The organism is Albibacterium profundi (assembly GCF_042159835.1).
GTDB lineage: Bacteria > Bacteroidota > Bacteroidia > Sphingobacteriales > Sphingobacteriaceae > Albibacterium > Albibacterium profundi.
Genome location: NZ_JBBVGT010000002.1, coordinates 2,025,335 through 2,050,869, shown reverse-complemented (window position 1 = coordinate 2,050,869; position 25,535 = coordinate 2,025,335). Strand labels below are relative to the sequence as shown.

The 25,535-nt window shown below is 41.8% G+C and carries 24 protein-coding genes; 19 read left to right on the top strand and 5 right to left on the bottom strand.

Going from position 1 to position 25,535, the window contains the following annotated elements:
• Positions 1-30 precede the first annotated feature (30 nt).
• The 4 genes from WKR92_RS10655 (at position 31) to WKR92_RS10640 (ending at position 3,573) form a co-directional block, all read left to right on the top strand.
• Positions 31-1,401 (top strand): APC family permease, encoded by a 1,371-nt coding sequence (locus WKR92_RS10655; protein WP_375557816.1) that lies wholly within the window; start codon positions 31-33, stop codon positions 1,399-1,401.
• 30 nt (positions 1,402-1,431) lie between these two features.
• On the top strand, positions 1,432-1,959 hold the full coding sequence (locus tag WKR92_RS10650; RefSeq protein WP_375557815.1) for an SAM-dependent methyltransferase: 528 nt from the start codon (positions 1,432-1,434) through the stop codon (positions 1,957-1,959).
• A 141-nt stretch (positions 1,960-2,100) separates the two neighbouring features.
• Complete coding sequence (locus WKR92_RS10645) at positions 2,101-3,102, top strand: LLM class flavin-dependent oxidoreductase (RefSeq protein ID WP_375557814.1); 1,002 nt, start codon at positions 2,101-2,103, stop codon at positions 3,100-3,102.
• Positions 3,103-3,159: 57 nt separating this feature from the next.
• Positions 3,160-3,573 (top strand): Dabb family protein, encoded by a 414-nt coding sequence (locus tag WKR92_RS10640; protein ID WP_375557813.1) that lies wholly within the window; start codon positions 3,160-3,162, stop codon positions 3,571-3,573.
• Here the strand turns inward: WKR92_RS10640 and WKR92_RS10635 are convergent.
• On the bottom strand, positions 3,536-4,369 hold the full coding sequence (locus WKR92_RS10635; protein ID WP_375557812.1) for an MBL fold metallo-hydrolase: 834 nt from the start codon (positions 4,367-4,369) through the stop codon (positions 3,536-3,538). The genes WKR92_RS10640 and WKR92_RS10635 overlap by 38 nt on opposite strands.
• 176 nt (positions 4,370-4,545) lie before the next feature.
• Here WKR92_RS10635 and WKR92_RS10630 point away from each other — a divergent pair, with 176 nt between their 5' ends.
• Both WKR92_RS10630 and WKR92_RS10625 read left to right on the top strand, forming a co-directional pair.
• Entirely contained in the window at positions 4,546-5,121 is a 576-nt protein-coding gene (locus tag WKR92_RS10630; protein WP_375557811.1) for a hypothetical protein, read from the top strand.
• Positions 5,122-5,144: 23 nt separating this feature from the next.
• Entirely contained in the window at positions 5,145-5,828 is a 684-nt protein-coding gene (locus tag WKR92_RS10625; RefSeq protein WP_375557810.1) for a DUF2490 domain-containing protein, read from the top strand.
• On the opposite strand, the gene WKR92_RS10620 is transcribed toward WKR92_RS10625, so the two are convergent.
• The gene (locus tag WKR92_RS10620) at positions 5,825-6,907 is read right to left on the bottom strand and encodes an agmatinase family protein (RefSeq protein ID WP_375557809.1); all 1,083 of its coding nucleotides are present in this window, start codon (positions 6,905-6,907) and stop codon (positions 5,825-5,827) included. The genes WKR92_RS10625 and WKR92_RS10620 overlap by 4 nt on opposite strands.
• A gap of 117 nt (positions 6,908-7,024) precedes the next feature.
• On the opposite strand from WKR92_RS10620, the gene WKR92_RS10615 reads away from it, so the two are divergent.
• Together WKR92_RS10615 and uxuA are read left to right on the top strand one after the other, a co-directional pair.
• On the top strand, positions 7,025-7,846 hold the full coding sequence (locus WKR92_RS10615; RefSeq protein WP_375557808.1) for an SDR family oxidoreductase: 822 nt from the start codon (positions 7,025-7,027) through the stop codon (positions 7,844-7,846).
• A gap of 99 nt (positions 7,847-7,945) precedes the next feature.
• Positions 7,946-9,109, top strand: coding sequence for a mannonate dehydratase (uxuA, locus tag WKR92_RS10610; RefSeq protein WP_375557807.1), 1,164 nt, complete (start codon positions 7,946-7,948; stop codon positions 9,107-9,109).
• A gap of 184 nt (positions 9,110-9,293) precedes the next feature.
• Here the strand turns inward: uxuA and floA are convergent, their stop codons facing one another.
• Both floA and WKR92_RS10600 read right to left on the bottom strand, forming a co-directional pair.
• A complete protein-coding gene (gene floA, locus WKR92_RS10605) occupies positions 9,294-10,274 on the bottom strand; it encodes a flotillin-like protein FloA (RefSeq protein ID WP_375557806.1) in 981 nt (326 codons plus the stop codon).
• Between the two features lie 206 nt (positions 10,275-10,480).
• The gene (locus WKR92_RS10600; RefSeq protein ID WP_375557805.1) at positions 10,481-11,377 is read right to left on the bottom strand and encodes an SDR family oxidoreductase; all 897 of its coding nucleotides are present in this window, start codon (positions 11,375-11,377) and stop codon (positions 10,481-10,483) included.
• A gap of 231 nt (positions 11,378-11,608) precedes the next feature.
• On the opposite strand from WKR92_RS10600, the gene atpD reads away from it, so the two are divergent.
• The 11 genes from atpD to ilvA all read left to right on the top strand — a co-directional run bounded on the left by atpD (position 11,609) and on the right by ilvA (position 24,571).
• Positions 11,609-13,111 carry a F0F1 ATP synthase subunit beta gene (gene atpD / locus WKR92_RS10595; RefSeq protein WP_375557804.1) on the top strand — a complete coding sequence of 501 codons (1,503 nt, stop codon included), beginning with the start codon at positions 11,609-11,611 and terminating at the stop codon, positions 13,109-13,111.
• Between the two features lie 11 nt (positions 13,112-13,122).
• Positions 13,123-13,368: an ATP synthase F1 subunit epsilon gene (gene atpC, locus WKR92_RS10590; RefSeq protein WP_375557803.1), complete on the top strand. Its 246-nt coding sequence runs from the start codon at positions 13,123-13,125 to the stop codon at positions 13,366-13,368.
• Between the two features lie 327 nt (positions 13,369-13,695).
• Complete coding sequence (gene ilvD, locus WKR92_RS10585; RefSeq protein WP_375557802.1) at positions 13,696-15,375, top strand: dihydroxy-acid dehydratase; 1,680 nt, start codon at positions 13,696-13,698, stop codon at positions 15,373-15,375.
• A gap of 25 nt (positions 15,376-15,400) precedes the next feature.
• Entirely contained in the window at positions 15,401-17,149 is a 1,749-nt protein-coding gene (gene ilvB, locus WKR92_RS10580; protein WP_375557801.1) for a biosynthetic-type acetolactate synthase large subunit, read from the top strand.
• A gap of 11 nt (positions 17,150-17,160) precedes the next feature.
• The gene (gene ilvN, locus WKR92_RS10575) at positions 17,161-17,751 is read left to right on the top strand and encodes an acetolactate synthase small subunit (RefSeq protein ID WP_375557800.1); all 591 of its coding nucleotides are present in this window, start codon (positions 17,161-17,163) and stop codon (positions 17,749-17,751) included.
• Between the two features lie 57 nt (positions 17,752-17,808).
• On the top strand, positions 17,809-18,867 hold the full coding sequence (gene ilvC, locus WKR92_RS10570) for a ketol-acid reductoisomerase (RefSeq protein WP_375557799.1): 1,059 nt from the start codon (positions 17,809-17,811) through the stop codon (positions 18,865-18,867).
• A 127-nt stretch (positions 18,868-18,994) separates the two neighbouring features.
• Positions 18,995-20,392 (top strand): 3-isopropylmalate dehydratase large subunit, encoded by a 1,398-nt coding sequence (leuC, locus tag WKR92_RS10565; protein ID WP_375557798.1) that lies wholly within the window; start codon positions 18,995-18,997, stop codon positions 20,390-20,392.
• A gap of 3 nt (positions 20,393-20,395) precedes the next feature.
• Positions 20,396-20,995: a 3-isopropylmalate dehydratase small subunit gene (gene leuD, locus WKR92_RS10560; protein ID WP_375557797.1), complete on the top strand. Its 600-nt coding sequence runs from the start codon at positions 20,396-20,398 to the stop codon at positions 20,993-20,995.
• A gap of 21 nt (positions 20,996-21,016) precedes the next feature.
• A complete protein-coding gene (leuB, locus tag WKR92_RS10555) occupies positions 21,017-22,111 on the top strand; it encodes a 3-isopropylmalate dehydrogenase (RefSeq protein WP_375557796.1) in 1,095 nt (364 codons plus the stop codon).
• A 28-nt stretch (positions 22,112-22,139) separates the two neighbouring features.
• Positions 22,140-23,312 (top strand): 2-isopropylmalate synthase, encoded by a 1,173-nt coding sequence (locus WKR92_RS10550; protein WP_375557795.1) that lies wholly within the window; start codon positions 22,140-22,142, stop codon positions 23,310-23,312.
• An 8-nt stretch (positions 23,313-23,320) separates the two neighbouring features.
• Positions 23,321-24,571 (top strand): threonine ammonia-lyase IlvA, encoded by a 1,251-nt coding sequence (gene ilvA, locus WKR92_RS10545; RefSeq protein ID WP_375557794.1) that lies wholly within the window; start codon positions 23,321-23,323, stop codon positions 24,569-24,571.
• Here ilvA and mnmL read toward each other — a convergent pair whose 3' ends face one another.
• Positions 24,572-25,528: a tRNA modification radical SAM protein MnmL/YtqA gene (gene mnmL / locus WKR92_RS10540; RefSeq protein ID WP_375557793.1), complete on the bottom strand. Its 957-nt coding sequence runs from the start codon at positions 25,526-25,528 to the stop codon at positions 24,572-24,574. It abuts the gene before it with no gap.
• Positions 25,529-25,535: the final 7 nt, after the last annotated feature.

Here is a 25,535-nt window from a genome sequence, read left to right as displayed (position 1 = left end):
AGAGAATTTCAAGATATTTATACGGATTAGATGGAGAACATTACGCCCTCGGCTGTCCAAAAAGAATCAGGACAGTCCAACATTAAAAACAGCTTAAGCTTAAATGATGCTATTGTCCTGATCGTAGGGCTAGTGATTGGCGCCGGTATATTTAGAACACCTTCTGTCGTAGCTGCCAACTCAGATAGTCCACAACTATTTTTGCTAGCATGGGTCGGCGGAGGAATCGTATCACTCATTGGCGCACTATGCTATGCCGAGTTAACCACAGCATTTCCCAATGCTGGAGGCGATTACTATTTTATCCGTAAAGCTTTCGGTAAAAAAGTAAGCTTCCTTTTCGCCTGGTCACGCCTCAGTGTTATCCAGACTGGGTCGATCGCCATTCTAGCGTATGTTTTTGGCGACTATCTAGCCGTCATCTTCAATATAGGCACTCTTTCCTCTATTCTGTATGCTGGGCTCATCGTCATTATTTTGACTGCAATCAACCTAGCAAATATTAGATTCGGAACCCTCACCCAGAAGCTTTTTACGACCGTAGAAGTAGGCGGAATCCTTTTAGTTGTTATTGCAGGCTTATTCTTTACCCCTGAAAACACACCTACCATCGCAGAAACTTCATCTTCGTCTTCCCTAAGTTCGGGCTCCTTCGGTTTGGCTATGGTGTTTGTACTGTTAACCTTCGGCGGATGGAACGAGGCAGCATACATTTCAGCGGAAACACAATCCGGCACGCGGACCATGGCTAAGGCCTTATTTATAAGCATCCTGATTATCACAGTTGTATACCTCCTTATTAATCTGACATTTATGCATGTATTAGGACTTGATAATATGGGGTCGTCAGACGCTGTTGCGAGTGATTTAATGTTCAAGGCTTTTGGCGATACCGGTAGTAAATTAATCGGCGTGTTAGTTGCCATCTCCGCGGTAACCTCCATCAATGCCACTATTTTTACAGGTGCAAGAAGTACTTATGCCTTGGGAAGAGATTATTCCATATTTGAACCACTTGGACGCTGGAACAGTCGTACCTCCGTACCAAGCACAGCTTTTATCGTCCAAGGCCTTGTGGCTCTTTTGCTTATCAGCCTTGGCTTGTTAACCCGCGACGGATTTGAAACCGTTATCGAATATACTGCGCCGGTGTTCTGGTTTTTCTTTTTACTCGTCGGCATCTCGATTTTCATACTTCGGAAAAAAGAGCCGAACACAAAACGCCCATTTACCATTCCGCTCTATCCGATCACACCGATCATCTTCTGCCTTACTTGCGCTTACTTGCTGTACTCAAGTGTGATGCACACCGGTATCGGTGCATTGGTTGGGATCGGGGTTTTATTGACCGGCTTCATATTGCTTTACTTTCAGAACAAAAAACAGAAACAAACAACATAACATATTTATTAAAAATTAAAACAACAAAAGATGAAAACACTAAAAAACATGATGGCTATTGCCATCTTACTCTTCGCAGTCACGGTGGTTCGAGCGCAAGAAACACCTCAACTGGATGTACCCTATGTGCCCACAAATCAGAAAGTAGTTGACGCTATGCTCGAATTGGCACAAGTGGATGGAGATGATATCCTCTATGATTTGGGCTGTGGGGACGGTCGTATTGTGGTAACGGCAGCCAAAAAATACGGCACCCAAGGAACGGGAGTAGATATTGACCCTCAAAGAATTAGCGAGGCCAATGCCAATGCAGAGAAAGCACAGGTAACCGACAAGGTAAAATTCATCGAAGGCAATTTATTTGACGTAGATCTCAGCGACGCCTCGGTTGTAACACTTTATCTGCTTCCGGATGTAAATTTGAAATTGAAACCGAAACTCTTGAAATTGAAACCAGGTACCCGAATTGTGTCTCATGCTTTTGACATGGGCGATTGGAAACCAGAGAAGACAATTCGTGTAAATGGCTCTACTATTCACTATTGGGTGGTTCCCTAGCAGACATGGGCGATAATAAACCCAATGTTCGCCGACTGAAAAATCACATGGGAAGAGAAAGTCTTGTTGAAGTAATAATTTTTCTCGCTTTCTCTTCCCTATCTTCTATTTGATATCTTTGATAGTGTTTAAATAGAAGAAATGAAAGACTCAATTAAAGACGTTAAACTTTCTGTACTTGATTTAGCTTCCGTTTTAGAAGGCTTTACTCCTGCCGATACTTTCAAAAATAGTTTAGAAACTGCTCAATACGTAGAACAGCTCGGTTACCACAGATATTGGTTTGCAGAGCATCACAACATGGAAGGCGTAGCAAGTTCTGCGACCGCTATCCTCATCAGTCACATCGCACAGGGGACCTCCACCATCAGAGTGGGTTCAGGAGGGATCATGCTTCCAAATCATGCTCCATTAATCGTTGCCGAGCAATTTGGCACGCTAGCTACGCTCTTTCCAGACCGCATCGACTTAGGTTTAGGCCGCGCTCCGGGCACCGATCAGCTCACAGCAATGGCTCTGCGACGAGATCAACGAGATGCGATCGAATTCCCAAAAAATGTGAAAGAGCTCCAAACTTACTTGTCCGCCGGAAACAGGCATGGAAAAGTTCGAGCCATTCCTGGGGAGGGATTGGATATTCCCATTTGGATACTTGGCTCCAGTACAGAGAGTGCACACCTAGCTGCTGCACTGGGCCTACCTTATGCATTTGCCAGTCACTTCGCTCCTGCTCAACTATATGCAGCATTGTCTATTTACCATCAGAATTTTCGACCATCATTACAGCTGAAAGAACCTTATACAATGGCTTGTGTCAATGTCATCGCTGCAGATAGTGACCATGAAGCAGAGAAGCTTGCCACGTCTTTCAAAAACATGTTCTTAGGAGTAATTACCGGCAAACGAGAAAAATTACAGACACCGGTAGATCCGGATAATTTCTTATTAGACCCTATCGAGGAAGCGGCTCTAGATCAAATGATTCGATACACATTTACCGGCAGTCCTGCTAAAATAAGGGCCGAACTAGATTCATTTATCGACAGTACGCGGGTCAATGAACTAATGACCGTATCGTATATCTACGACCAACAAGCGAAATTACATTCGTTTAAATTACTTAATGAATTAAAAACGCTTTAATATCCACTATTTTACTAGGAATTATTATCTTTATTTAAAAATCCAATAAAGGAAAGAATGGAAAGAAGAAAATTTATTAAAAATGTAGCCGGTACTGCTGTTGCGAGTGGTGTACTAGGCGGAACAATTACAGAAGCTATGGCATCAAAGAAAGAAAAAGAGGTAATTGCGCATTATGTGCTTTTTTGGTTAAAAGAAGATCTTACTGAACAACAAGTACAGGACTTTACTGGTTTCTTCGAAGAATTAAAAGCAATACCGAATGTCAAGTCACTTCACTATGGTCCACCGGCAAAGACACACGACCGTGACGTTGTGGATAATAGTTTTTCATACAACCTGCTTGTTTATTTTGATAGCCTAGATGATATCAATACCTATGAGACTCATCCTATCCATTTAGCGGCGATCGACAAGTACAGTGAAAATTGGACTAAAGTTGCTGTACACGATTCGGTGATAAAGCTATAGATTCTGCATCAGTTGTAGATTCTAACTCATGAGTCTCTATACGATACACAGAGGTCTCTTTATCTCGCGGAGCCAAGATAACATCAACCGTGTCTGCATGCTCTTTAAATAGATCTTGTGCAATGATCGGACAATTGTTATTTGCGGACAGATGAGATAAAAATACGTGACTTAAATAAGAAGGACGGTGACTAATAAATAGGTCGAGCGCCTTCTTATTTGATAAATGACCCTTCCCTCCTCTGATTCTATGCTTCAAATAATAAGGATAGTTTCCTTGATCCAGCAACTGGTCATCATAGTTCGTTTCAAGAAAGACGGCATGACAACGCTGAAAGTTTGATATCACTTGCTCACAAACCTCACCAATATCTGTAAACACACCTATATTAACTCCATCTCCAGACACTAAGAAACTATGAGGGTCGATCGCGTCGTGCGATTTTGGGAATGCATATATTTCTAGATCGCCTATTTTGATCGTGTCGAACGGTTTAAACGACCTGATAAGATGCGACTCTAACGCAAGACGACTGTAAACAAAGGTTTTTGGTGTGATATAGATTAAAAGTTGATGCTTTTTTGCCAGCACCCGAAGTCCACGGATATGGTCAGAATGTTCGTGACTTATGAAGATCGCTCTTACTTTAGACATTGATAGCCCTAAACGCCCCATTCTTTTTTCAACTTCTCGGCACGATATCCCAACGTCTACCAATACAGCGTCCTCATCGTTAGCTATATAATAACAATTGCCATTGCTCCCAGAATTTAATGATGAAATGAATAAAGGCATATCACAAAGTTAAAAAGATATTCAGGAAGTCCGGTTGTGATACCAAAAAATTGATAATATCCCATATATTTGCGGGTATATATTAACACAAACTTAACTATTTAATAACAACAGCCAGTGGAGGCAAAATAGAACCTATTAATAACTTGCGATCTATTTCAAATACGTAAAATATTATGAAACACATCGGGTTATTAGTGACATTAATTTTGTCAATTGGGTCAGTCTATCCACAGGAGAAATTTGAGCGGGAATCTAGAATTAAGAGGTCGGAAGTACCCAAAAAGGCTAGTATGTATGTGGAAAGTATATTTCCAGACGCTAAAAAAACAAAATGGTATTTAGAAGAGAACCTAGACGGTTTTGCGAACGAAGCAAAAGTTAGAGAAAACGGAACGATCTACAGCATCAAATTTGATACTTTGGGAAATCTACAGGACATAGAATTCATAGAAAAGTTTAATAGGCTGCCTCTGCAAATACAAACTAAAGTAGAGTCCTACTTGCAGGAGCAATACGATCGTTATCGTGTTAAAAAAATTCAGGTTCAATGGATCGGTGATGCTGATTTACTACGATCTGTATTGTTACAGGAAAATGCAGATCGCCAGCATGAAATAAATTACGAGATCGAATTCTCAGGCCGCAAACATGGCGACATACAGTCTTACGAAGCATTATTCAGCGAAGAGGGCGAGCATTTGAATACTAAAAAAATCATTACTAGAAACCTAAATCATTTAGTTTATTAAGAAACACCCCATAACCAACTTTCATGAGATCAATTTTCTATCTTACGATTCTGTTTATCCTTATTGCACAGGCAGGCTTTGCCCAAAATAGGTTTGGAATTATGCCACAAATTAACATCAGTTTTAAGCTTGGTGACGCCTGGAAGGTAAACTCAAAGTTGGAAAATCGTCAAATCCTTTATCAAAACCCCTACGATGGTATTGGCGGTAGAGCAGAGTTCGAAAGAACGGATTTAGATCTCATTATCACGCGGAATAAGGGTGCGTTAAAAGGCTTGGGGGCAGGTTACCTCATCAGACGCTACGATGCAGATGGAGGATCGTTTTTACATCGTTTTATCCAGCAATATAGTTTTAGTCGACAGCTGACCGGATGGAGCTTGGCTCACAGGTTCCGGACAGATCAAAGTTTCCGTAATGATGAAGCTACACAATACCGTTTACGGTATCGAATTGGGCTGGAAAAACCGTTAAATGGCTTGGAAGTCGACCCTCAGGAATTTTATTTGAAATTCACAAATGAGTATATCGGTATTCTGAAAGACCAAGTGGGCAATATGGAAGTCCGTGCAGCTACATCTGTAGGTTACAATCTAAACGACAATACACAATTCGAAAGTGGATTAGATTATCGTGCGGAAAGTCTCATTAGATCAGATACCGAGCATCTACTTTGGTTAACAATCGGTTTCTACCACAGCTTCTAAAAAGCTAGCGGCGTTCCGACGTTCATCCCTTGAGACTTAGCGAAAGCGCCACAAAGATTGAAGAGTAGACGAGCTCCAACATTCCCATCCCAACTATTTTCGCCCGGTGAAACCTCCACCAGATCGAAGCCAATAATTGTTTTGTTGCTCTTTGCTAGTTCGCCAATAAGGAACGTTACTTGCTCGAAAGACAAACCACCGGGAACTGGTGTGCCCGTATTTGGACAATACCATTGATACAAACTATCGATGTCGCAGCTGACTGTTACCCGATCGGGAAGCGCGTGAATGATCTGTTCACATTGTTCCTTCCAGCTAAGTCCGTTGAAGAAATTTTCTTTTAACTGCTGATCTGTAAACACTTTCATCTTTCCTTCTGAACTACGGACTACGGACACTTCTTGTTCGCAGAAATCACGTATCCCTACCTGCACTATTTTCTGGATTTGAGGCAACTGCAGTGCATTAAACATGATGGAAGCATGTGAATACGTGAAGCCTTCATAGGCCTCCCGCAAATCCATATGTGCATCCAAATGAAGAATACCAAAGCTATCGTTATCTTCAGCTAATGCTTTATAATATCCAAGAGGCGTGCTATGATCACCGCCTAACAAGGCTACTTTTTTACCTCGCTTTTTCCAATACAATACACGTTCTTCAATATTTTTATTCAACAACGCGCAAGCGCTATTTATTTCATCTAAGCTGTCCATGAGTTCGGAGTCATCACTTACGCTTCCTCCAGATTCAAGAACGTCGATTATTGTCTGTGCTTTTGCTTTCAGCGCTGAATTTTGAACCATCCAATCGGACGCAAGTGCTTCATCTACATAAATTCCAAGCTTCCAAAGTTCGGGATAGGCCTGATTATACAAGTCCATCTGATACGATGCGTCCAAAATAGCATTTGGTCCTAATGACGCTCCGTCCCCATAACTCACCGTTACCTCCCAAGGAACTGCGATAACAATTAGGTCACTCTCGTCCGCGTCAAAAGGCAATCCAAATATAGATGCATCCGCCGCACCGGGTTGATTGGGATCAAAATCTGCTATCTTCTGTTGTTTGCTGGTCATCGCTCAAATCGTCTTTGATAAAGAAACAAAAATAAAACATTTCATGTAACTATTGATCATTTTATTCGCCAAAGAACGATTTCCTTTGTAACTTAAGCTACGCTAAACTCGTTCACTATGCAAGATCTCCAACAATTTTCATTAACAAACAAAGTAATCATTATCAGCGGGGCTACCGGTGTTCTCGGAGCCTCATTCTCATTAGAAGTAGCACGGGCCGGTGCTAAAGTAATCGTCCTCGGACGAAATAAAGAACGTGCTCAGATGCGTGTGTCAGAGATTGAAGCCATTGGCGGTGAAGCGATGTACATCTTGGCTGATGTCCTCTCCGAAGCACAAATTCGTCAAGCAAGGGTTCAAGTTTTGGATAGATTCGGCACCATTGATGGCTTGGTAAATGCGGCCGGTGGTAACATCGCGGGTGCAACTATCCAGCCAGAGGATGATTTATTTGAAGCTAAGATAGAGGATACCAAAAAGGCAGTGGATCTCAACCTTTTTGGCACGGTCATCCCTACGCATATTTTTGGTCAAGTTATTGCTAACAAAGGCAAAGGATCGATCATTAATATCTCATCGCTAGCTGCGCAACAGGCCATTACAAGAGGTTTGGGTTATACGATGGCTAAGTCTGCTATTGAAGGGTACACTCGCTGGATGGCATCTGAGTTGGCTCTCCGTTATGGCGACGGAGTCCGCGTCAATGCCATAGCACCGGGTGTTTTCCTGACCGAACAAAATAGAGATCTATTGACCGACTCGGAAGGAAATTACAAAGCTCGGGCAATGCAATTTATCAATAATACCCCCTATCGCCGTCTTGGACGACCGGAAGAACTAACGGGCACCCTCATCTACTTGCTTAGTGACGCATCCGCCTTTGTATCCGGCGAAACTATATTAGTCGACGGTGGCTTTAATGCTTATAGTGGCGTATAATCTCCGTCTCAAATGAATAAGGTTCATACTATAAATATTTATATCTATTTTAGCTATATTACAAATACGAACCAATCCGTTAACTAAAACTTATCATCAATGAAAATGATTCAATCGATGAGGTGGTATGGCCCTAAAGACCCGGTGAGCCTCCTTGATATCAAACAAGCCGGTTGCGAAGAAGTAGTCACAGCCTTGCATCATGTCGAACCTGGGCAGGTATGGTCATCTGAAGACATCGAAAAACATAGAGGTCTAATAGAGGCTGTAGGCTTAAAATGGACCGTTGTTGAAAGCCTGCCCGTGCACGAAGATATCAAAAAACGGAATGGTAACTACAAAGCTTATATTGAGAACTATAAAAGTAGCCTGATAAATCTGTCAAAACATGGAATTAAGGTCGTAACCTATAATTTTATGCCAATATTGGATTGGCTACGTACCGATCTTTCTTTCGAGACTCCAACTCGGGCACGTACACTTCGCTTTGAGAAGCAGGCTTTCTCTGCATTCGACCTGTTTATTTTAAAGAGACCTAATGCTGAAAACGAATATAGTACGGACGAGAAAGAACGTGCTACGGAGTATTTCGCCGCGTTAACCGATACTGAAAAAGAAGAGTTAAACAACGCCTGCTTACAAGGCTTGCCCGGCAGTATGGGTATTTTTTCGGCAGGCGACGTTTTGGCATTACTTGACCAGTATAAGAATATCGATGAAGATCAGTTAAGAAATAATCTAGTTGCATTTATTGCTGACATCATTGATACCGCAGAAGTCAACAATATAAAAATGGCAATCCATCCGGATGATCCACCCTTCTCCGTACTCGGGTTACCTCGGATTATGAGTACCGAGAATGACGCCAAATTCTTGATCGAATCGGTTTCTAACCCGTCTAATGGGCTTTGTTTCTGTAGCGGTTCTTACGGTGTACGAGCTGAGAATGATTTGCCAGGAATGATTCAGCGTTTAGGATCACGAATATACTTTTTACATCTTCGTAGCGTACATCGTGAGGGCAACGGTAATTTTCACGAGGCCAACCACCTTGAAGGGAACGCCAACATGGTACAATTAGTACAAGAAGCTATTAAACTAATGCGTAAAGAAAACAGGAGGATTCCAATGCGACCAGATCATGGCCACCAAATGCTAGATGATTTGCATAAAGAAGTTTACCACGGGTATACGGCGATTGGTCGACTGAAGGCACTTGCCGAATTGCGAGGATTAGAAACGGGACTTAACGCACTTCATTAGCGCATTAAGTCCCTGATCGAATATCCTCTACATCATCTTCTACATCGCAGGTACCTTGTTCGACTTCCCGCGGGATTGAAGATAAATTCTGTTACCGTTGATTATCAATTTTAAGCTTAAAAACACGGTAGCAATTGGGACCTAATAGATAACTATTTGGGAACGGAGTAGACCAAGCTTACTTCTACTTCTTGTCACTTCGCCTTTTATCGCTAGGTTTCGAAATAGAATCACGCATGTCGGTATCTGCTTGTATATTTTGAATCTTATAATAATCCATAATACCCAAGTTTCCACTACGGAAAGCTTCAGCCATAGCCAATGGCAATTCTGCTTCGGCCTCAATAACCTTAGCACGAGCCTCTTGGGCTTTTGCACGCATCTCCTGTTCGGATGCAACTGCCATGGCGCGTCGTTCTTCTGCACGAGCATTGGCAACTTTCAGATCCGCTTCAGCTTGATCTGTCTGTAAACTAGCACCGATATTTTCACCAATATCAATATCGGCGATATCAATAGAAAGAATTTCGAATGCTGTACCGCTATCAAGGCCTTTCCCAAGTACGGTTTTAGAAATACGATCTGGATTTTCCAATACCAGCTTATGCGTTTCCGAAGATCCGATAGTCGTAACAATACCTTCTCCGACCCGTGCCAAAATCGTTTCCTCTCCTGCACCGCCCACCAATTGGTTGATATTAGCACGTACAGTTACCCGAGCTTTTGCGATCAATTGAATACCGTCTTTAGCGACAGCTGCAACCGGCGGCGTATTGATTACCCGCGGGTTAACTGATATCTGAACAGCATCGAACACATCCCTACCAGCCAAGTCAATCGCCGTAGCCGATTTAAACGATAAAGGGATGTTGGCTTTATCAGCTGAAATTAGAGCTTTGATAACGCGATTGACGTTTCCTCCAGCCAAATAGTGTGTTTCAATTTCGTTAGAAGTGATATTTAAACCTGCCTTGGTTGAAATAATCATCGAGTTCACGACAAGTGAAGGTGAAACCTTCCGCAGTCTCATCAGTAATAAATTCAACAGGTTGACACGTACGCCCGAAAGCTGAGCGGTGAACCATAAATTGACCGGTAAGAAGTAAAGTAGTATGAACAGGGCAACCACTATGCCCACTACCATAAAAATAATCGAAGAATCCATGTGATAATGTAAGGGTTTTTCTAAAGGTTAATTTTAAACTCCCTAAAGATACTTTCCTACTATCGAATTTCCTAACAAAAGCAATGAAAACTGCAAACCGCCATCGCTTGTAGATTAGAAATTAGCTTTAGGGGTTTTCTTCAATTCCGATACTTTTAAATTCCGACTTATCTTCAATATTTTGGATGTACGCGGCGGCAGTAACGTTACAAGTTTTGACCGATCTTCTCAAGACCACTTATCAGATTGGTTGGTGAAAAGTCTAAATCGTTCCGGGCTTTGTCTATATTAAAACCAGTATATGAAGGTCTTTCCACCTTAGAAAATAGCTCGGTTGACTTGACAGGCCTGATTAATGATTTATCTAATTTCCAAAAGTCAGCTACCTGTTGTGCAATTTCATATACGCTAAAAATTTCATCGCTACTAATATGGTAGATCCCGTATGCTTTTCTTCTTGCAATCTCCAAACATGCTTTGGCGAGATCACCTACGAAGGTTGGCATCCGGTAATGATCCGTTACAACATTGATATTCTGTTTATTTTCTAGCGATGATTTAACCCACAGAATCAGATTAGACCGATTGCGTTCATAGGGCGCACCATATACCAAGATTGTACGAACAATCGACCATACACAAGAAGATTGTTGGATGCAGCGTTCAGCTTCTACCTTACTCACACCATAATGATTGAGTGGACGGGTTTGATCGTCCTCTCTGTAGGGGCCGTTCAGACCATCAAATACAAAATCTGTCGACAGGTATATCAAATGAAAATTATGCCGCTCAGCTAGTTGCGCCAGGTATTTAACTGGATCTACATTGATACGACTACACTCAATCGGATCTTCCTCGCATCGGTCCACATTGGCCATCGCTACGGTGTGAATAACCGTATCGGGTTTGTATTCGGCTATAATTTGTTCCAAAGTCTCTTGATCGCAGACGTCTGCCGATCGATAAATAAAATCTTTCTCGTGTTCGACTCTGTTTTTACCACGTGATATGGCTATCAACTCATCCCCTTCAGTATTCAAAAGTTGGTTAACTATTTCCTGTCCTATAAAACCATTACTTCCTGTGATAAGAATTTTACTCATACCTATCTTTTCTGTGTTTTTGCGAAAGTAAGATAATTATCTCGTTGACTAGGATTTACACCGTTTTTTTTATCCAAGAACACGTCATTTTTCATATGATTAACATAAATTAAAATTCTTTTGTCGAATCTGTTTGAAATCCGAGTATAAACCTTATTTTTGCAGTCCGAAATTAGGTCTGAATAATAAGACGTAAATCGTTAACTATTTAATTAAAAAAATAGCTTCTTTATGCCCAACATTGGTAAAATAGCACAAATCATTGGCCCGGTAGTGGATGTTAGCTTTGCTAATGGTGCCAACCTTCCGAAAATCTACGATGCTTTAGAGATCGAAAAAGCAGATGGACAACGTATTGTATTAGAGGTTCAGCAACACTTAGGTGAAGAAATTGTACGTACAATTGCAATGGACTCCACCGAAGGTTTGTTCCGCGGAATGGATGTAACCGACACAAATGGCCCTATCAAAATGCCTATTGGCGACGGAATTAAGGGTCGGGTATTTAACGTTGTGGGTGATCCAATTGACGGATTTACGAAAATTGAAAAATCAGAAGGCCGGTCGATTCACAACACACCGCCGAAATTTGAAGATCTTTCAACAGAATCTGATGTTTTATTTACTGGGATTAAAGTAATTGACCTGTTAGAGCCTTATGCTAAAGGTGGTAAAATTGGTTTATTTGGTGGTGCCGGTGTTGGTAAAACAGTATTAATTCAGGAGCTAATTAATAATATTGCGAAAGCATACTCCGGTCTATCCGTATTTGCGGGTGTGGGCGAGCGTACTCGTGAAGGAAATGACTTGATTCGTGAGATGCTGGAATCCGGAATTATCAACTACGGTGATAAATTCATGGAGGGAATGGAGAAAGGCGAATGGAACCTAGAAGACATTGACGCTGAAGCACTAAAAGACTCTAAAGTAACTTTCGTATTTGGACAGATGAATGAGCCTCCTGGTGCACGTGCGCGTGTGGCATTATCAGGATTAACTATTGCCGAATATTTCCGTGATGGCGATGGCGAAGGAACTGGTCGGGACATCTTATTCTTTATTGATAATATTTTCCGCTTTACGCAAGCAGGTTCCGAGGTTTCTGCTCTTTTAGGACGGATGCCTTCAGCGGTAGGTTACCAACCTACACTTGCTACTGAAATGGGTATGATGCAAGAGCGCATTACATCAACAAAGCGCGGATCTATTACTTCGGTTCAAGCAGTTTACGTACCTGCGGATGACTTAACTGACCCTGCACCGGCGACAACTTTCGCCCACTTAGATGCAACCACTGTATTATCTCGTAAGATTGCCGAACTGGGTATTTACCCTGCGGTTGATCCACTTGATTCTACGTCTAGAATTTTAAGTGCTGCTATTTTAGGGGATGAACATTATAACACTGCGCAACGCGTAAAAGAAATCTTACAGCGTTATAAAGAGCTGCAAGATATTATCGCTATTCTGGGTATGGATGAATTATCAGAAGAAGATAAAATGGTTGTACTTCGTGCGCGTCGTGTTCAACGTTTCTTGTCGCAACCATTCCATGTTGCTGAACAGTTTACAGGGTTAAAAGGTGTGCTTGTTGATATTAAAGATACGATCAAAGGCTTTAACATGATTTTAGATGGAGAAGTTGACCAGTATCCGGAAGCCGCATTCAACTTAGTTGGAAGCATTGAAGAAGCGATTGAAAAAGGTAAAAAACTATTAGCTGAGGCTGGATAATATAATTCATTATGACTTTAAACATCCTTACCCCTGATAAGTTGGTATTCGAAGGACAGATCACCTCTGTAACCGTGCCCGGGACGAATGGTTCCTTTCAAATTTTAAAGGACCACGCGCCTATCATATCTACCCTATCAGACGGGGACGTAATTATCAATGTAAATAACAACGAAGAGGTCATCGGTATTAAAGGTGGCGTTGTTGAAGTATTAGATAATAAAATCATAGTCTTGGCAGAAGCCGTAGTTAGCTAAAAAATATCCAAAAGAAATGACAAGCCTACAAAATCAAATTTTGTAGGCTTTTTTTATGACCTATACTAAGATTGTGCATTTTCACGCAGAAAAACAGCTAGAATAACTATGCAGGCATACTATTGAACCAAATACCGATTCCGTCTACGGTACAATAAATTTATTTTATTGTAATAGAAACCGATCAATAAAATATAAAATTTCTTAAAACACCTTTTTAACAAAATATAATTTTAAATAAATTTATTTTGTGTTTTCCTTGTTGATTCTAAACTAAGCCCCTAACTTGAATCCCCGAACAGTAAACCAGAATATTACATTAACGAGATGTCAGAATTAAACAAATATAGCAAAACACTAACTCAAGATCCTACGCAACCAGCCGCGCAAGCTATGCTTTACGGTATCGGATTAACAACAGAAGACATGAACAAGGCTCAAGTTGGAATTGCCAGTATGGGCTACGATGGAAATCCTTGTAATATGCATCTAAATGGTTTAGCAGACATTGTAAAAAAATCAGTTTGGGATGCCGAGTTAGTCGGGCTTATTTTTAATACGATCGGCGTGAGTGATGGTATGTCAAACGGTACGCCAGGCATGCGTTACTCCTTGACCACTCGCGACATTATAGCAGATTCTATTGAAGCCGTTGCAGGATGTCAATACTACGACGGCCTGATAACGATTCCCGGCTGTGATAAAAATATGCCGGGATCACTTATCGCCATGGCAAGACTTGACCGGCCGTCCATTATGCTATATGGTGGCACAATCCATTCAGGACAATATAAAGGAGAAGCACTAAATATTGTTTCAGCATTTGAAGCGTTAGGCAAAAAAATTTCGGGGAACTTAAGTGAAGAAGACTTCCAGGGTATCATTCGAAACACATGCCCGGGAGCAGGCGCTTGTGGCGGCATGTATACAGCCAATACAATGGCTTCTGCTATTGAAGCCTTAGGTATGAGTCTTCCTTATAGTTCTTCAAACCCAGCATTAAGTTCTGATAAAGAAAAAGAGTGTCAGGAGTCTGGAAAAGCCATTCGTAATTTATTGGAGAAAAACATTCTACCTTCCGACATTATGACGGCAGACGCATTCCATAATGCTATCGTCACGCTCATGGTATTAGGAGGATCTACGAACGCTGTATTACATTTTATCGCCATCGCCCGAGCGATTGGAGTTGAAGTAACCCCTGATACATTCCAAAAAATAAGTGACATCACTCCCGTTATCGCAGATTTTAAGCCAAGTGGCAAATATTTAATGGAAGACTTACACGAAATAGGTGGCATTCCAGCAGTAATGAAATACCTATTAAAGAAGGGTATGATCCACGGGCACTGTCTGACCGTAACCGGAAAAACGGTTGCCGAAAATCTGGAAGAAGCACAGGATTTGGACTTCGAAACGCAAAAAATAATTTATCCAATCGAAAATCCAATCAAAAAAACAGGTCACTTGCAGATCCTTTATGGCAATATAGCACAGAAAGGCTCGGTGGCAAAAATTAGTGGTAAGGAAGGTGAATATTTTGAGGGGCCGGCTCGTGTTTTTGAAGGAGAGTATGAATTAATAGAGGGAATTGAATCCGGAAAAGTACATGCAGGCGACGTAGTTATCATTCGGCAAGTTGGCCCTAAAGGTGCACCTGGTATGCCCGAGATGCTAAAACCTACATCGGCCATCATTGGAGCCGGATTAGGGAAATCAGTTGCCATGGTAACAGATGGTCGATTTTCTGGAGGGACGCACGGTTTTGTGGTGGGTCATGTTACACCGGAAGCATGGGAAGGTGGGAATATTGGCTTAATCCAAGAAAATGATGTGATTCGCATTGATGCAATTAAAAACGAGATCAATGTATTAATAAGTGATGAGGAACTAAAAGAGCGTCGACGCAGTTGGAAACAACCTCCTCCCCCAGTTAGCAAGGGAGCTCTATACAAATACCATAAAAGTGTTAAAGATGCGAGTGAAGGGTGTGTAACCGATGAATAGAATGTTTTAATTTAGCTTAATAATAATGAATACGGTAGAAACAAAAAACGACGACAGCAAGACAGCTACCGAGGCAACGGCTACAACTCAGATATCTGGGTCTCAGGCAGTTCTCGAAGCTTTGATAGCTGAGAAAGTCGAAACAATTTTCGGCTATCCAGGTGGTGCTATTATGCCTATTTACGACGCGTTATATGACTATAACGACAAACTGAAGCACATTCTGGTCCGTCACGAACAAGGAGGTATTCATGCGGCACAAGGTTTCGCTCGAACGTCTGGTAAGGTCGGCGTCGTTTTTGCGACGAGTGGCCCCGGCGCGACCAACCTGATAACAGGTTTAGCGGACGCTATGATTGACAGCAACCCATTAGTCTGCATTACTGGTCAGGTATTCGCCCACCTGCTGGGCACCGATGCATTTCAGGAAACTGATGTTATTAATATTACAACGCCGGTGACTAAATGGAACTATCAAGTGACGGATGCGAGTGAAATTCCTGAAGCACTTGCCAAAGCATTTTATATTGCGCGTTCAGGCAGGCCCGGTCCGGTTCTGATTGACATAACTAAAAACGCACAGGTACAGCTTTTCGATTATGATGGTTACAAAAAATGCAATCACATCCGTAGCTATCGTCCGAAACCGATTGTTAGAAAAGAATATATCCAGGAAGCAGCTGATCTAATCAACCAAGCTAAAAAGCCGTTAATTCTTTTTGGTCAGGGTGTTATTTTAGGAAAAGCCGAAAAAGAATTTAGAACATTCATTGAGAAAAGTGGCATTCCGGCTGCATGGACCGTTATGGGCTTGAGTGCATTACCGACTGACCACCCCCAAAACGTAGGTATGCTCGGCATGCACGGCAATTATGCGCCGAATGTATTGACAAATGAGTGCGATGTATTAATTGCCATCGGTATGAGGTTCGACGATCGCGTAACGGGTCGTCTAGACAAATACGCCAAACAAGCAAAAATCATCCATCTGGATATCGACCCGGCAGAAATTGATAAGAACGTCAAAACAGACGTTGCCATTTGGGGCGATTGTAAAGAGACACTTCCTCTTTTAACCGATCGTGTGGAATCTAAGTCGCATAGCGACTGGCTTGCGTATTTCCGTGAACTGGAAGAAGAAGAAGTTAAAGAGGTTATTCAAGAAGAATTACACCCTAGTACTGATCAGATGACGATGGGCGAAGTTGTTAACATACTGAACGAGCTTACCGATGGTGATGCAGTGATTGTAACGGATGTTGGTCAACACCAAATGGTAGCCTGTCGTTATGCGAAGTTCAATCAGTCAAAAAGCAACGTAACGTCGGGCGGCTTAGGAACGATGGGATTTGGACTACCTGCAGCGATTGGTGCATGGTATGGTGCTCCCGAAAGACCAGTTGTCGCAATTATTGGAGACGGTGGTTTCCAAATGACATTACAGGAATTAGGCACTATTATGCAGTTTGGAGCCAAAGTCAAGATACTTATTCTTAATAATCAATTTTTAGGAATGGTTAGACAATGGCAACAATTATTCAATGATAAACGCTATTCGTTTGTTGACATAACCAGTCCGGACTTTGTTGCTGTTGCGAAAGGATATCATATCGAGGGACAAAAAGTAAGCGAACGATCTGAACTCCGCGATGCTTTAAAAACAATGCTTGAACACCCTGACTCTTATTTACTCGAAGTAATGGTAGGGAAAGAAAACAATGTTTTCCCAATGGTAGCACAAGGAAGCAGTGTAGCTGAAATAAGATTAAAGTAAAACCTAAGGAGATGACAAAGCAAGAATATACATTAACCATCTATACCGAAAATAAGGTCGGTATTATTGGTAGAATCGTTATCTTATTCTCTCGGAAAAAGATAAACATAGAAAGCATTAGCGGATCACCTTCCGAAGTCAGTGGAATCTTCCGCTTCACCATCTTAATCAACGAAAGTGAAGAAGTGGTAAGGAAAGTCTGCAGACAGCTAGAAAAACAAATCGATATTCTAAAGGCATACTTCAACACCAATAGCGAGATTATCTGGCAGGAACAAGCGCTCTTTAAGGTAGCAACCGCGAAAGTTACTGAAGAAGCCGATGTGGAACGCCTTGCCAGGATATACGGGGCGCGGGCGGTAGTTATCCGCAATGATTACACGGTCTTCGAAACTTCTGGGCATAGTGAAGACATTGATAAACTCACTGAAGCACTTGGAAATTTCGGCTTGATTGAATTCGTGCGCAGTGGTCGAATTGCGATCATCAAAAATAGCGAAGGCTTTCATAAAAAACTGACTGAGTTTGAAAGTGAAGAACCTACTCAAGAGGTTGTAGAGAATGAATTTCTAGACAAACAGGACAAAATATTCACAATGTAATTCTATATTAAATTTTATTATATTTAATTTTATACGAACATAAAAACAACAAAAAAAATGGCAAAAATTAATTTTGGTGGAACGATAGAAGAAGTAGTAACCCGGGAAGAGTTTCCTTTGAGCAAAGCCCAAGAAACACTGAAAGACGAAACGATTGCAGTTATCGGATACGGAGTTCAAGGGCCTGGTCAAGCGCTCAACCTAAAGGATAACGGCATCAATGTGATTATCGGTCAGCGTAAGGACTCAAAAACATGGGACAAAGCAGTAGCTGACGGTTGGGTTCCGGGAGAAACGCTCTTCGAAATTGAAGAAGCTGCCGAGAAAGGCACGATCATTCAATATCTTCTATCTGACGCAGGACAAATTACACTTTGGCCAACGATAAAGAAACACCTAACCGCGGGGAAAGCACTTTATTTTTCACACGGTTTCGGGATTACCTATAAAGACCAAACCGGTATCGTTGCACCGGAAGATGTAGATGTTATTTTGGTAGCTCCAAAAGGTTCTGGCACATCTCTACGTCGTCTATTTTTAGAAGGAAAAGGATTAAATTCATCTTTCGCCATCCATCAGGATGCGACAGGAAAAGCAAGGGATCGTGCCATTGCATTAGGTATTGGTGTAGGTTCTGGTTATTTATTTGAAACCGACTTCCGTAAAGAAGTTTTTTCTGACTTAACAGGTGAGCGTGGAACATTAATGGGTGCTATCCAGGGAATATTTGCGGCACAGTATGAAGTTCTGCGCAATAATGGACACTCTCCTTCTGAAGCGTTCAATGAAACGGTTGAAGAACTCACTCAATCGTTGATGCCTTTAGTAGCTGAAAACGGCATGGACTGGATGTATGCAAACTGCTCTACAACAGCACAGCGCGGTGCACTGGATTGGTGGAAAAAGTTCCGTGACGCCACGCTTCCTGTATTTAACGAACTTTATGACAGTGTTTCGACTGGAAAAGAATCTCAACGCTCGATCGACAGCAACAGTAAATCTGACTATCGCGTTAAACTTGATGCTGAACTAAAAGAATTACAAGATAGCGAAATGTGGCAAGCTGGCAAGGCTGTACGCAGCCTTCGTCCGGAAAATCAGGCAGAAGAAATATAACATACACGAGGTAACCGGCGATTATTATCGTCCGGCCTTCACTCTTCCACTTAGTTTGATCCGTCGCATGAAATGACAATCAAGCTAAGTGGATAAACTATTTTAAAACAAATACAAGAAATATACTATGGGGAAAACATTGTTTGATAAAATTTGGGATAACCATGTGGTGAGTAGCAAGGAAGGTTTTCCAGATGTTTTATACATCGATACTCACTTTATTCATGAGGTAACCAGTCCACAAGCCTTTAATGGCCTGCGTGACCGAGGTATCCCTGTTTTTAGGCCACAGCAAACGGTAGCCACGGCCGATCATAATGTCCCAACTATAAACCAGCATCTACCCATCAAAGAAGAACTTTCTCGCGTACAGGTAGATATGTTGACAAAAAATTGTGATGAATTCGGGATCGAATTATATGGTTTAGGGCACCCCTACCAAGGAATTGTCCACGTAATAGGTCCTGAACTAGGAATAACCCGTCCCGGTGGAACTTACGTCTGCGGAGATAGTCATACTTCAACGCATGGTGCATTTGGTGCTATCGCATTCGGAATTGGCACGTCGCAGGTTGAACAAGTTATGGCGACTCAATGTCTTCTGCAGCAGCGACCAAAGCGAATGAAAATCGAGGTAAATGGTCAACTGCAAAAAGGTGTCGGAGCCAAGGATATCATCTTGTATATCATTTCACAGATTTCAGCGGCTGGAGGAACTGGCTACTTCGCTGAGTATGCCGGAGATACGATTCGTTCGTTGAGCATGGAGGGACGAATGACGATTTGTAATATGAGTATCGAAATGGGTGCCCGCGGAGGATTGATCGCACCGGATCAAACTACGTTTGATTACGTTAAAGGAAGAAAATTTGCTCCAGCAGGAGAAGAATGGGACAAAGCACTTGCTTATTGGAAAACACTCTATTCGGACGAGGATGCAGAGTTCGATCAAGTTCTGACTTTCAAAGCAGAGGATATCGAACCGATGATCACGTATGGAACTAATCCGGGGATGGGAATTGGTATAACGCAAAACATTCCTAGCAGAAATGAATTTGACAAACAAGAACAAAAATCATATCTAAAGTCGCTAGAATACATGGGCTTAAATGATAATGAGCGCATGCTGGGTCATCATGTTGACTATGTATTTATCGGCAGTTGTACAAACTCACGTATTGAGGATTTGAGGCAGGTTGCGGATTTTGTAAAAGGGAAACGTAAAGCGGATAATGTTACCGCATGGATTGTTCCTGGATCTAAACAAGTGGAACAACAAGCTAAACTAGAAGGTCTTGATAAGATTTTCATTGAAGCCGGCTTCGCTTTAAGAGAGCCAGGTTGCAGTGCCTGTTTAGGTATGAATGAGGACAAAATTCCAGCAGGAAAATATTGTATTTCAACGTCTAACCGGAATTTTGAGGGTAGACAGGGTCCAAATTCACGTACTTTCTTAGCAAGTCCTTTAATGGCCGCCGCTGCTGCCGTTACTGGAAAAGTTACTGATATTAGAGAGATGATATAAGAAATGGCAACAAAAATATTCAAAAACATACAGGGTTCGGCAGTTCCATTGCCAACCGAAAATATTGACACAGATCAAATTATTCCTGCGCGCTTTCTTAAGGCCACAACGCGGGAGGGTTTCGGAGAGAACCTATTCCGCGATTGGCGTTATGATTCGGATAATAATCCGAGAGCCGAATTTGTGCTGAATGATGATACATACTCGGGCAACATTCTGGTCGCCGGTAAAAACTTCGGATGTGGAAGTAGTCGTGAGCATGCGGCTTGGGCTTTAGAAGACTATGGCTTTGATGTAATTATCAGCAGTTTCTTCGCGGATATTTTTAAGGGAAATGCTCTAAATAATGGTTTACTACCTATTCAAATAACAGAAGAGTTCCTGCAAAATATATTCACTGAGATCTATAAAGACGCTAATACGCCTTTAAAGGTTGATCTCGAGGAGCAAACATTAACCTTAATAAGTACCGGAGAAAGCGCTGAATTCGAAATAAACCCATACAAAAAGGCCTGTTTATTGAATGGGTATGACGATATTGATTTTATTTTAAGTAAAAAAGAAAAAATTGAAGAATACGAGCTTAAGCGCCAATATGTTTAGGTCTTCGTAATAAAACAGTCTATGAAAAAAAATATTCTAGTAATTCCCGGAGATGGTATTGGTCAGGAGGTGACAAAATGGGGAAAAGCTGCACTTGAGAAAATAGCCGAATTATATAGTCATCAATTTTCATTTGATGAAGCAATCATGGGTCACGTCGCTATTGAGGCAACTGGTGACCCGCTCCCCGATGAGACACTGAACAAAGCAAAAAATAGCGATGCTATCCTTTTTGGAGCTATTGGACACGCAAAATATGATAATGACCCATCAGCAAAGGTGCGACCGGAACAAGGTTTATTGAAAATCCGAAAGGAATTGGGTTTATATGCAAATATACGTCCGATATTACTGTTCGATGAATTATTAGAAGCATCAAGCTTAAAGCCTGCAATCTTAAAAGGAACGGACATCCTTTTCTTCAGAGAACTAACTGGCGATGTTTATTTTGGTGAAAAAACTAAAGCCGATGACGGAAGTTACGCGTCTGATTTAATGAACTATCACCGATATGAAGTAGAAAGAATTGCTGTAAAGGCATTTGAAGCTGCACGGATGAGAAGCAAGCGATTATGTTCTGTAGACAAAGCGAATGTGTTGGAGACCTCTCGTCTATGGAGGGATGTTGTACAGGAAGTGAGTAAGCGCTACCCAGATGTTGAAACAGAACATATGTTTATCGACAATGCTGCAATGCAATTGGTTAAGAATCCCCGGAAATTTGATGTGGTACTGACAGCTAATCTATTTGGTGATATTCTTACTGATGAGGCTTCACAGATTGCTGGATCAATGGGTATGTTAGCTTCCGCATCGATAGGTGATGGGACTGGTTTTTTTGAACCAATTCACGGTTCTGCGCATGACATTGCCGGAAAGAACATTGCCAATCCACTCGCTTCTATTCTGTCTGCCGCTCTTATGTTGGAAATTAGTTTCGGTTTAAAAGAAGAGGCAAAAGTTATAACGAACGCTGTGGCAGATACTTTAAAGACAGGTTATCGAACAACCGATATCACAAATACATCTACTGCACAAGATTACATTTTGGGCACGGCAGACATGGGCGCAAAGGTGCTTGAAGCCATCGAAGCTCAAAAACCTATAGTCCAATAATATCCGTTATTTACATAAATAAATTAATATGTTACACGATCCAAATCATCTTTACATCTTTGACACGACACTTCGCGACGGTGAACAAGTACCGGGATGTCAATTAAGCACACCAGAAAAAGTTGAAATCGGGATTGAGCTGCAACGACTGGGTGTCGATATTGTTGAAGCAGGCTTCCCGGTATCTAGTCCTGGCGACTATCAAAGTGTTGTAGAACTATCAAAGAACCTACAAGACGTAATTATCTGTGCGCTGACCCGTGCTAATGAGAATGATATTAAAGTGGCGGCTGAATCACTACAGTATGCAAAACGCGGAAGGATCCATACGGGTATTGGCTCTTCTGACACGCATATTCAGTACAAGTTCAACAGCACGCGCGATAAGATATTGGAACGTGCGGTAGCAGCCGTGAAATATGCTAAGACATTCGTAGAAGATGTAGAGTTTTATGCAGAAGATGCAGGTCGTGCCGACGATGAATATTTAGCTAGGATGATTGAGGCTGTGATAGCAGCGGGTGCAACGGTAGTAAACATTCCGGATACCAATGGCTATTGCTTACCTCACCAATACGCGGCAAAAATTCAATATTTGAAAGAAAATGTTAAAAACATTGATCAAGCAATTATTTCGGTTCACTGTCATAACGACTTAGGATTAGCAACCGCCAACTCCATTGCTGGTGTCATCGCGGGTGCCCGCCAGGTAGAATGTACAATTAACGGTATAGGCGAGCGTGCGGGAAATACCTCACTTGAAGAAGTAGCCATGATTACGCAAGTACATCATAACGCATTTGACGGGTTAAAAACCAACATCAACAGTAAACAATTCACATCAATCAGCCGTAAGGTAGCCAGCATGATGCACATGCCAGTGCAGCCTAATAAAGCTATTGTTGGAAGAAACGCATTTGCACACAGTTCTGGGATCCATCAAGACGGTTTCTTAAAGCATCGAGAGAATTACGAGATTATTAAGCCAGAAGATGTAGGATTGGACGAAGCAGATATTATCTTGACAGCGCGAAGTGGTCGTCATGCGTTGAAACACCATCTTGAACGTATCGGTTTCCAATTAGAAAAAAGCGACCTCGATATTGTATATGGCAAATTTTTGGACTTGGCAGATGGGAAAAAGAACATCACTGATGATGATTTAACCCAATTAGTGAACACAACAACATTAAACGCATAAAAAATTAGATGAGCGGATCTTCAGACTCCACAATAGATTCAGTGAGTGCCTTAAAGCGCATTCAATCTGTAATCAACAGAACCCCTTTGCAAAAAAACGCGAGATTATCGAAGAAATATGGGGCTTCTATTTATTTAAAACGAGAGGATATGCAAGTTGTCCGCTCGTATAAATTAAGAGGCGCATATAACAAAATTTCTCGTTTATCAGAAGACGAACGTGCGAAGGGTGTCGTTTGTGCGAGTGCAGGAAACCATGCTCAGGGTTTTGCCTTCTCTTGTAATAATCAGAAAATTAAAGGTGTGATTTTCATGCCGAGTCATACGCCGAATCAGAAAATTGATCAAACTCGTATGTTTGGCGGGGACTTTGTTGAAATTGTGCTAGTTGGAGACACATTTGACGACTGCCTGAGAGAGGCTTTAATTTACACAGAAGAGCATCAGATGACCTTCGTCCCTCCTTTTGATGACCTGGCCATCATTGAAGGCCAAGGAACTGTAGGCGTCGAAATTCTAGAAGACCTACCAGACGTAGACATCGTCATCGTACCCATTGGCGGTGGTGGACTCGCTTCAGGAGTAGGTCATTATCTTCACCAAACGAAGCCGGACACGGTTTGCTATGGGGTAGAGCCCCTTGGTGCACCATCTATGAAAACCGCATTCTCAGCGAAGAAGCCAGTTACCTTGGACCGCATTAATACCTTTGTTGATGGAGCAGCTGTCAAGAAAGCCGGTGCGCTTACCCTAGGTTATTGCCAAAAGTATATTCCGCGAATTGAGCTTGTTCCAGAAGGTAAGGTCTGTACAACCATTTTGGATCTATACAACCATGAAGCAATCGTTGCAGAACCGGCGGGTGCGCTTACCGTTGCTTCTTTAGATATATACGCAGATGCTATCAAAGGTAAAAAGGTGGTTTGTATTGTAAGTGGCGGTAATAACGATTTCGATCGCATGGCAGAAATCAAAGAACTCTCCCTGCAGTATGAAGGGAAAAAACACTATTTCCTTGTCAACTTCCCGCAACGCCCTGGTGCCCTGCGTTTGTTTGTGACCGAGGTGCTTGGGGAGCATGATGACATCACCCGATTCGAATTTATCAAGAAAACCGAACGAGAAAGAGGGCCAGCACTTGTAGGTATTGAATTGAGGTCACCAAGTGACTATGCTTCTCTGATCGACAGGATGAAAGAAAAACGCTTCGATTTCAAAGAAATCAATCGTGATCAAACCCTATTCGAATATCTAATTTAATCAAACGGCCATATACTGATACTTCGACCCTTGGATCGCACCTCGACGCTCAAGTTCTTTATCAATATAAGTCTGTATAGCCGACTTACCCTTACCCCAGTTTGGCGCTATTAATAATTCTTGATCTGCCAAACCGAATAAACGTTGAATAACGATGTCTGGTCGCAAAAGTGGAATAAAATCACACAGGAAGTCGGTATACTCCTCCAGACTGAACACCTTAAAGGGCTCTCTTTTATAGTGGACACCCATAATAGAACCCTCTACGATGTGAAGATGATGCAGCTTCACAAACTTAATTTGGGGAAACCGATTAATCTCATCCGCATACCGAAGCATCATCTCCTTACTTTCCCAAGGGAAACCAAAAATAGTATGTACACAAATATCCAATTTACTATTCTGAACCAAATTCAATGCAGACTCCAACTCCTCGTGTGAGCATCCCCGATTGATTCGATTAAGCGTATCATTATAGATCGACTCCATTCCCATTTCCAAATCTACATCGTAGCGATCCGTATAACTTTCCAATAAGGCAATCTTTTCAAAATCAATACAATCCGGACGCGTCCCTACTGATAATCCCACAACATGCTCTGGAGCTATACTCAGCGCCTCATCATACAAGGATTTTAAATAATGCGCTGGCGCATACGTGTTCGTGTTTGGTTGAAAATAAATAATAAATTTTTCAGCCCGGTATCCCTTTACAGCACGTTCAATACCCTCCTCGACTTGCTCGCGAATACTTGGAAGTTTACGTGCTGAATCTGGTGTAAATGAGTCAACATTACAATAGGTACAGCCGCCATAACCCTTACTCCCATCGCGATTCGGACAGGTAAAATGTCCATCTACTATGATCTTAAAAACACGTTTCCCCTCATATTTATCCCGGAGATAGGCTCCATAGAAATTATAGGGTTTTTGACCTGAATCTAACAATGTACTCATGTCGCAA

Coding starts and splice junctions, on each gene's coding strand:
- WKR92_RS10620 (WP_375557809.1), bottom strand. CDS start 6,907: ATGACCAGCAAACAACAGAAGATAGCAGATTTTGATCCCAATCAACCC.
- WKR92_RS10650 (WP_375557815.1), top strand. CDS start 1,432: ATGAAAACACTAAAAAACATGATGGCTATTGCCATCTTACTCTTCGCA.
- WKR92_RS10550 (WP_375557795.1), top strand. CDS start 22,140: ATGTTACACGATCCAAATCATCTTTACATCTTTGACACGACACTTCGC.
- leuD (WP_375557797.1), top strand. CDS start 20,396: ATGGCAACAAAAATATTCAAAAACATACAGGGTTCGGCAGTTCCATTG.
- ilvN (WP_375557800.1), top strand. CDS start 17,161: ATGACAAAGCAAGAATATACATTAACCATCTATACCGAAAATAAGGTC.
- leuB (WP_375557796.1), top strand. CDS start 21,017: ATGAAAAAAAATATTCTAGTAATTCCCGGAGATGGTATTGGTCAGGAG.
- WKR92_RS10630 (WP_375557811.1), top strand. CDS start 4,546: ATGAAACACATCGGGTTATTAGTGACATTAATTTTGTCAATTGGGTCA.
- ilvC (WP_375557799.1), top strand. CDS start 17,809: ATGGCAAAAATTAATTTTGGTGGAACGATAGAAGAAGTAGTAACCCGG.
- ilvB (WP_375557801.1), top strand. CDS start 15,401: ATGAATACGGTAGAAACAAAAAACGACGACAGCAAGACAGCTACCGAG.
- WKR92_RS10625 (WP_375557810.1), top strand. CDS start 5,145: ATGAGATCAATTTTCTATCTTACGATTCTGTTTATCCTTATTGCACAG.
- WKR92_RS10615 (WP_375557808.1), top strand. CDS start 7,025: ATGCAAGATCTCCAACAATTTTCATTAACAAACAAAGTAATCATTATC.
- atpD (WP_375557804.1), top strand. CDS start 11,609: ATGCCCAACATTGGTAAAATAGCACAAATCATTGGCCCGGTAGTGGAT.
- uxuA (WP_375557807.1), top strand. CDS start 7,946: ATGAAAATGATTCAATCGATGAGGTGGTATGGCCCTAAAGACCCGGTG.
- ilvA (WP_375557794.1), top strand. CDS start 23,321: ATGAGCGGATCTTCAGACTCCACAATAGATTCAGTGAGTGCCTTAAAG.
- WKR92_RS10645 (WP_375557814.1), top strand. CDS start 2,101: ATGAAAGACTCAATTAAAGACGTTAAACTTTCTGTACTTGATTTAGCT.
- WKR92_RS10600 (WP_375557805.1), bottom strand. CDS start 11,377: ATGAGTAAAATTCTTATCACAGGAAGTAATGGTTTTATAGGACAGGAA.
- mnmL (WP_375557793.1), bottom strand. CDS start 25,528: ATGAGTACATTGTTAGATTCAGGTCAAAAACCCTATAATTTCTATGGA.
- WKR92_RS10635 (WP_375557812.1), bottom strand. CDS start 4,369: ATGCCTTTATTCATTTCATCATTAAATTCTGGGAGCAATGGCAATTGT.
- leuC (WP_375557798.1), top strand. CDS start 18,995: ATGGGGAAAACATTGTTTGATAAAATTTGGGATAACCATGTGGTGAGT.
- WKR92_RS10655 (WP_375557816.1), top strand. CDS start 31: ATGGAGAACATTACGCCCTCGGCTGTCCAAAAAGAATCAGGACAGTCC.
- atpC (WP_375557803.1), top strand. CDS start 13,123: ATGACTTTAAACATCCTTACCCCTGATAAGTTGGTATTCGAAGGACAG.
- floA (WP_375557806.1), bottom strand. CDS start 10,274: ATGGATTCTTCGATTATTTTTATGGTAGTGGGCATAGTGGTTGCCCTG.
- ilvD (WP_375557802.1), top strand. CDS start 13,696: ATGTCAGAATTAAACAAATATAGCAAAACACTAACTCAAGATCCTACG.
- WKR92_RS10640 (WP_375557813.1), top strand. CDS start 3,160: ATGGAAAGAAGAAAATTTATTAAAAATGTAGCCGGTACTGCTGTTGCG.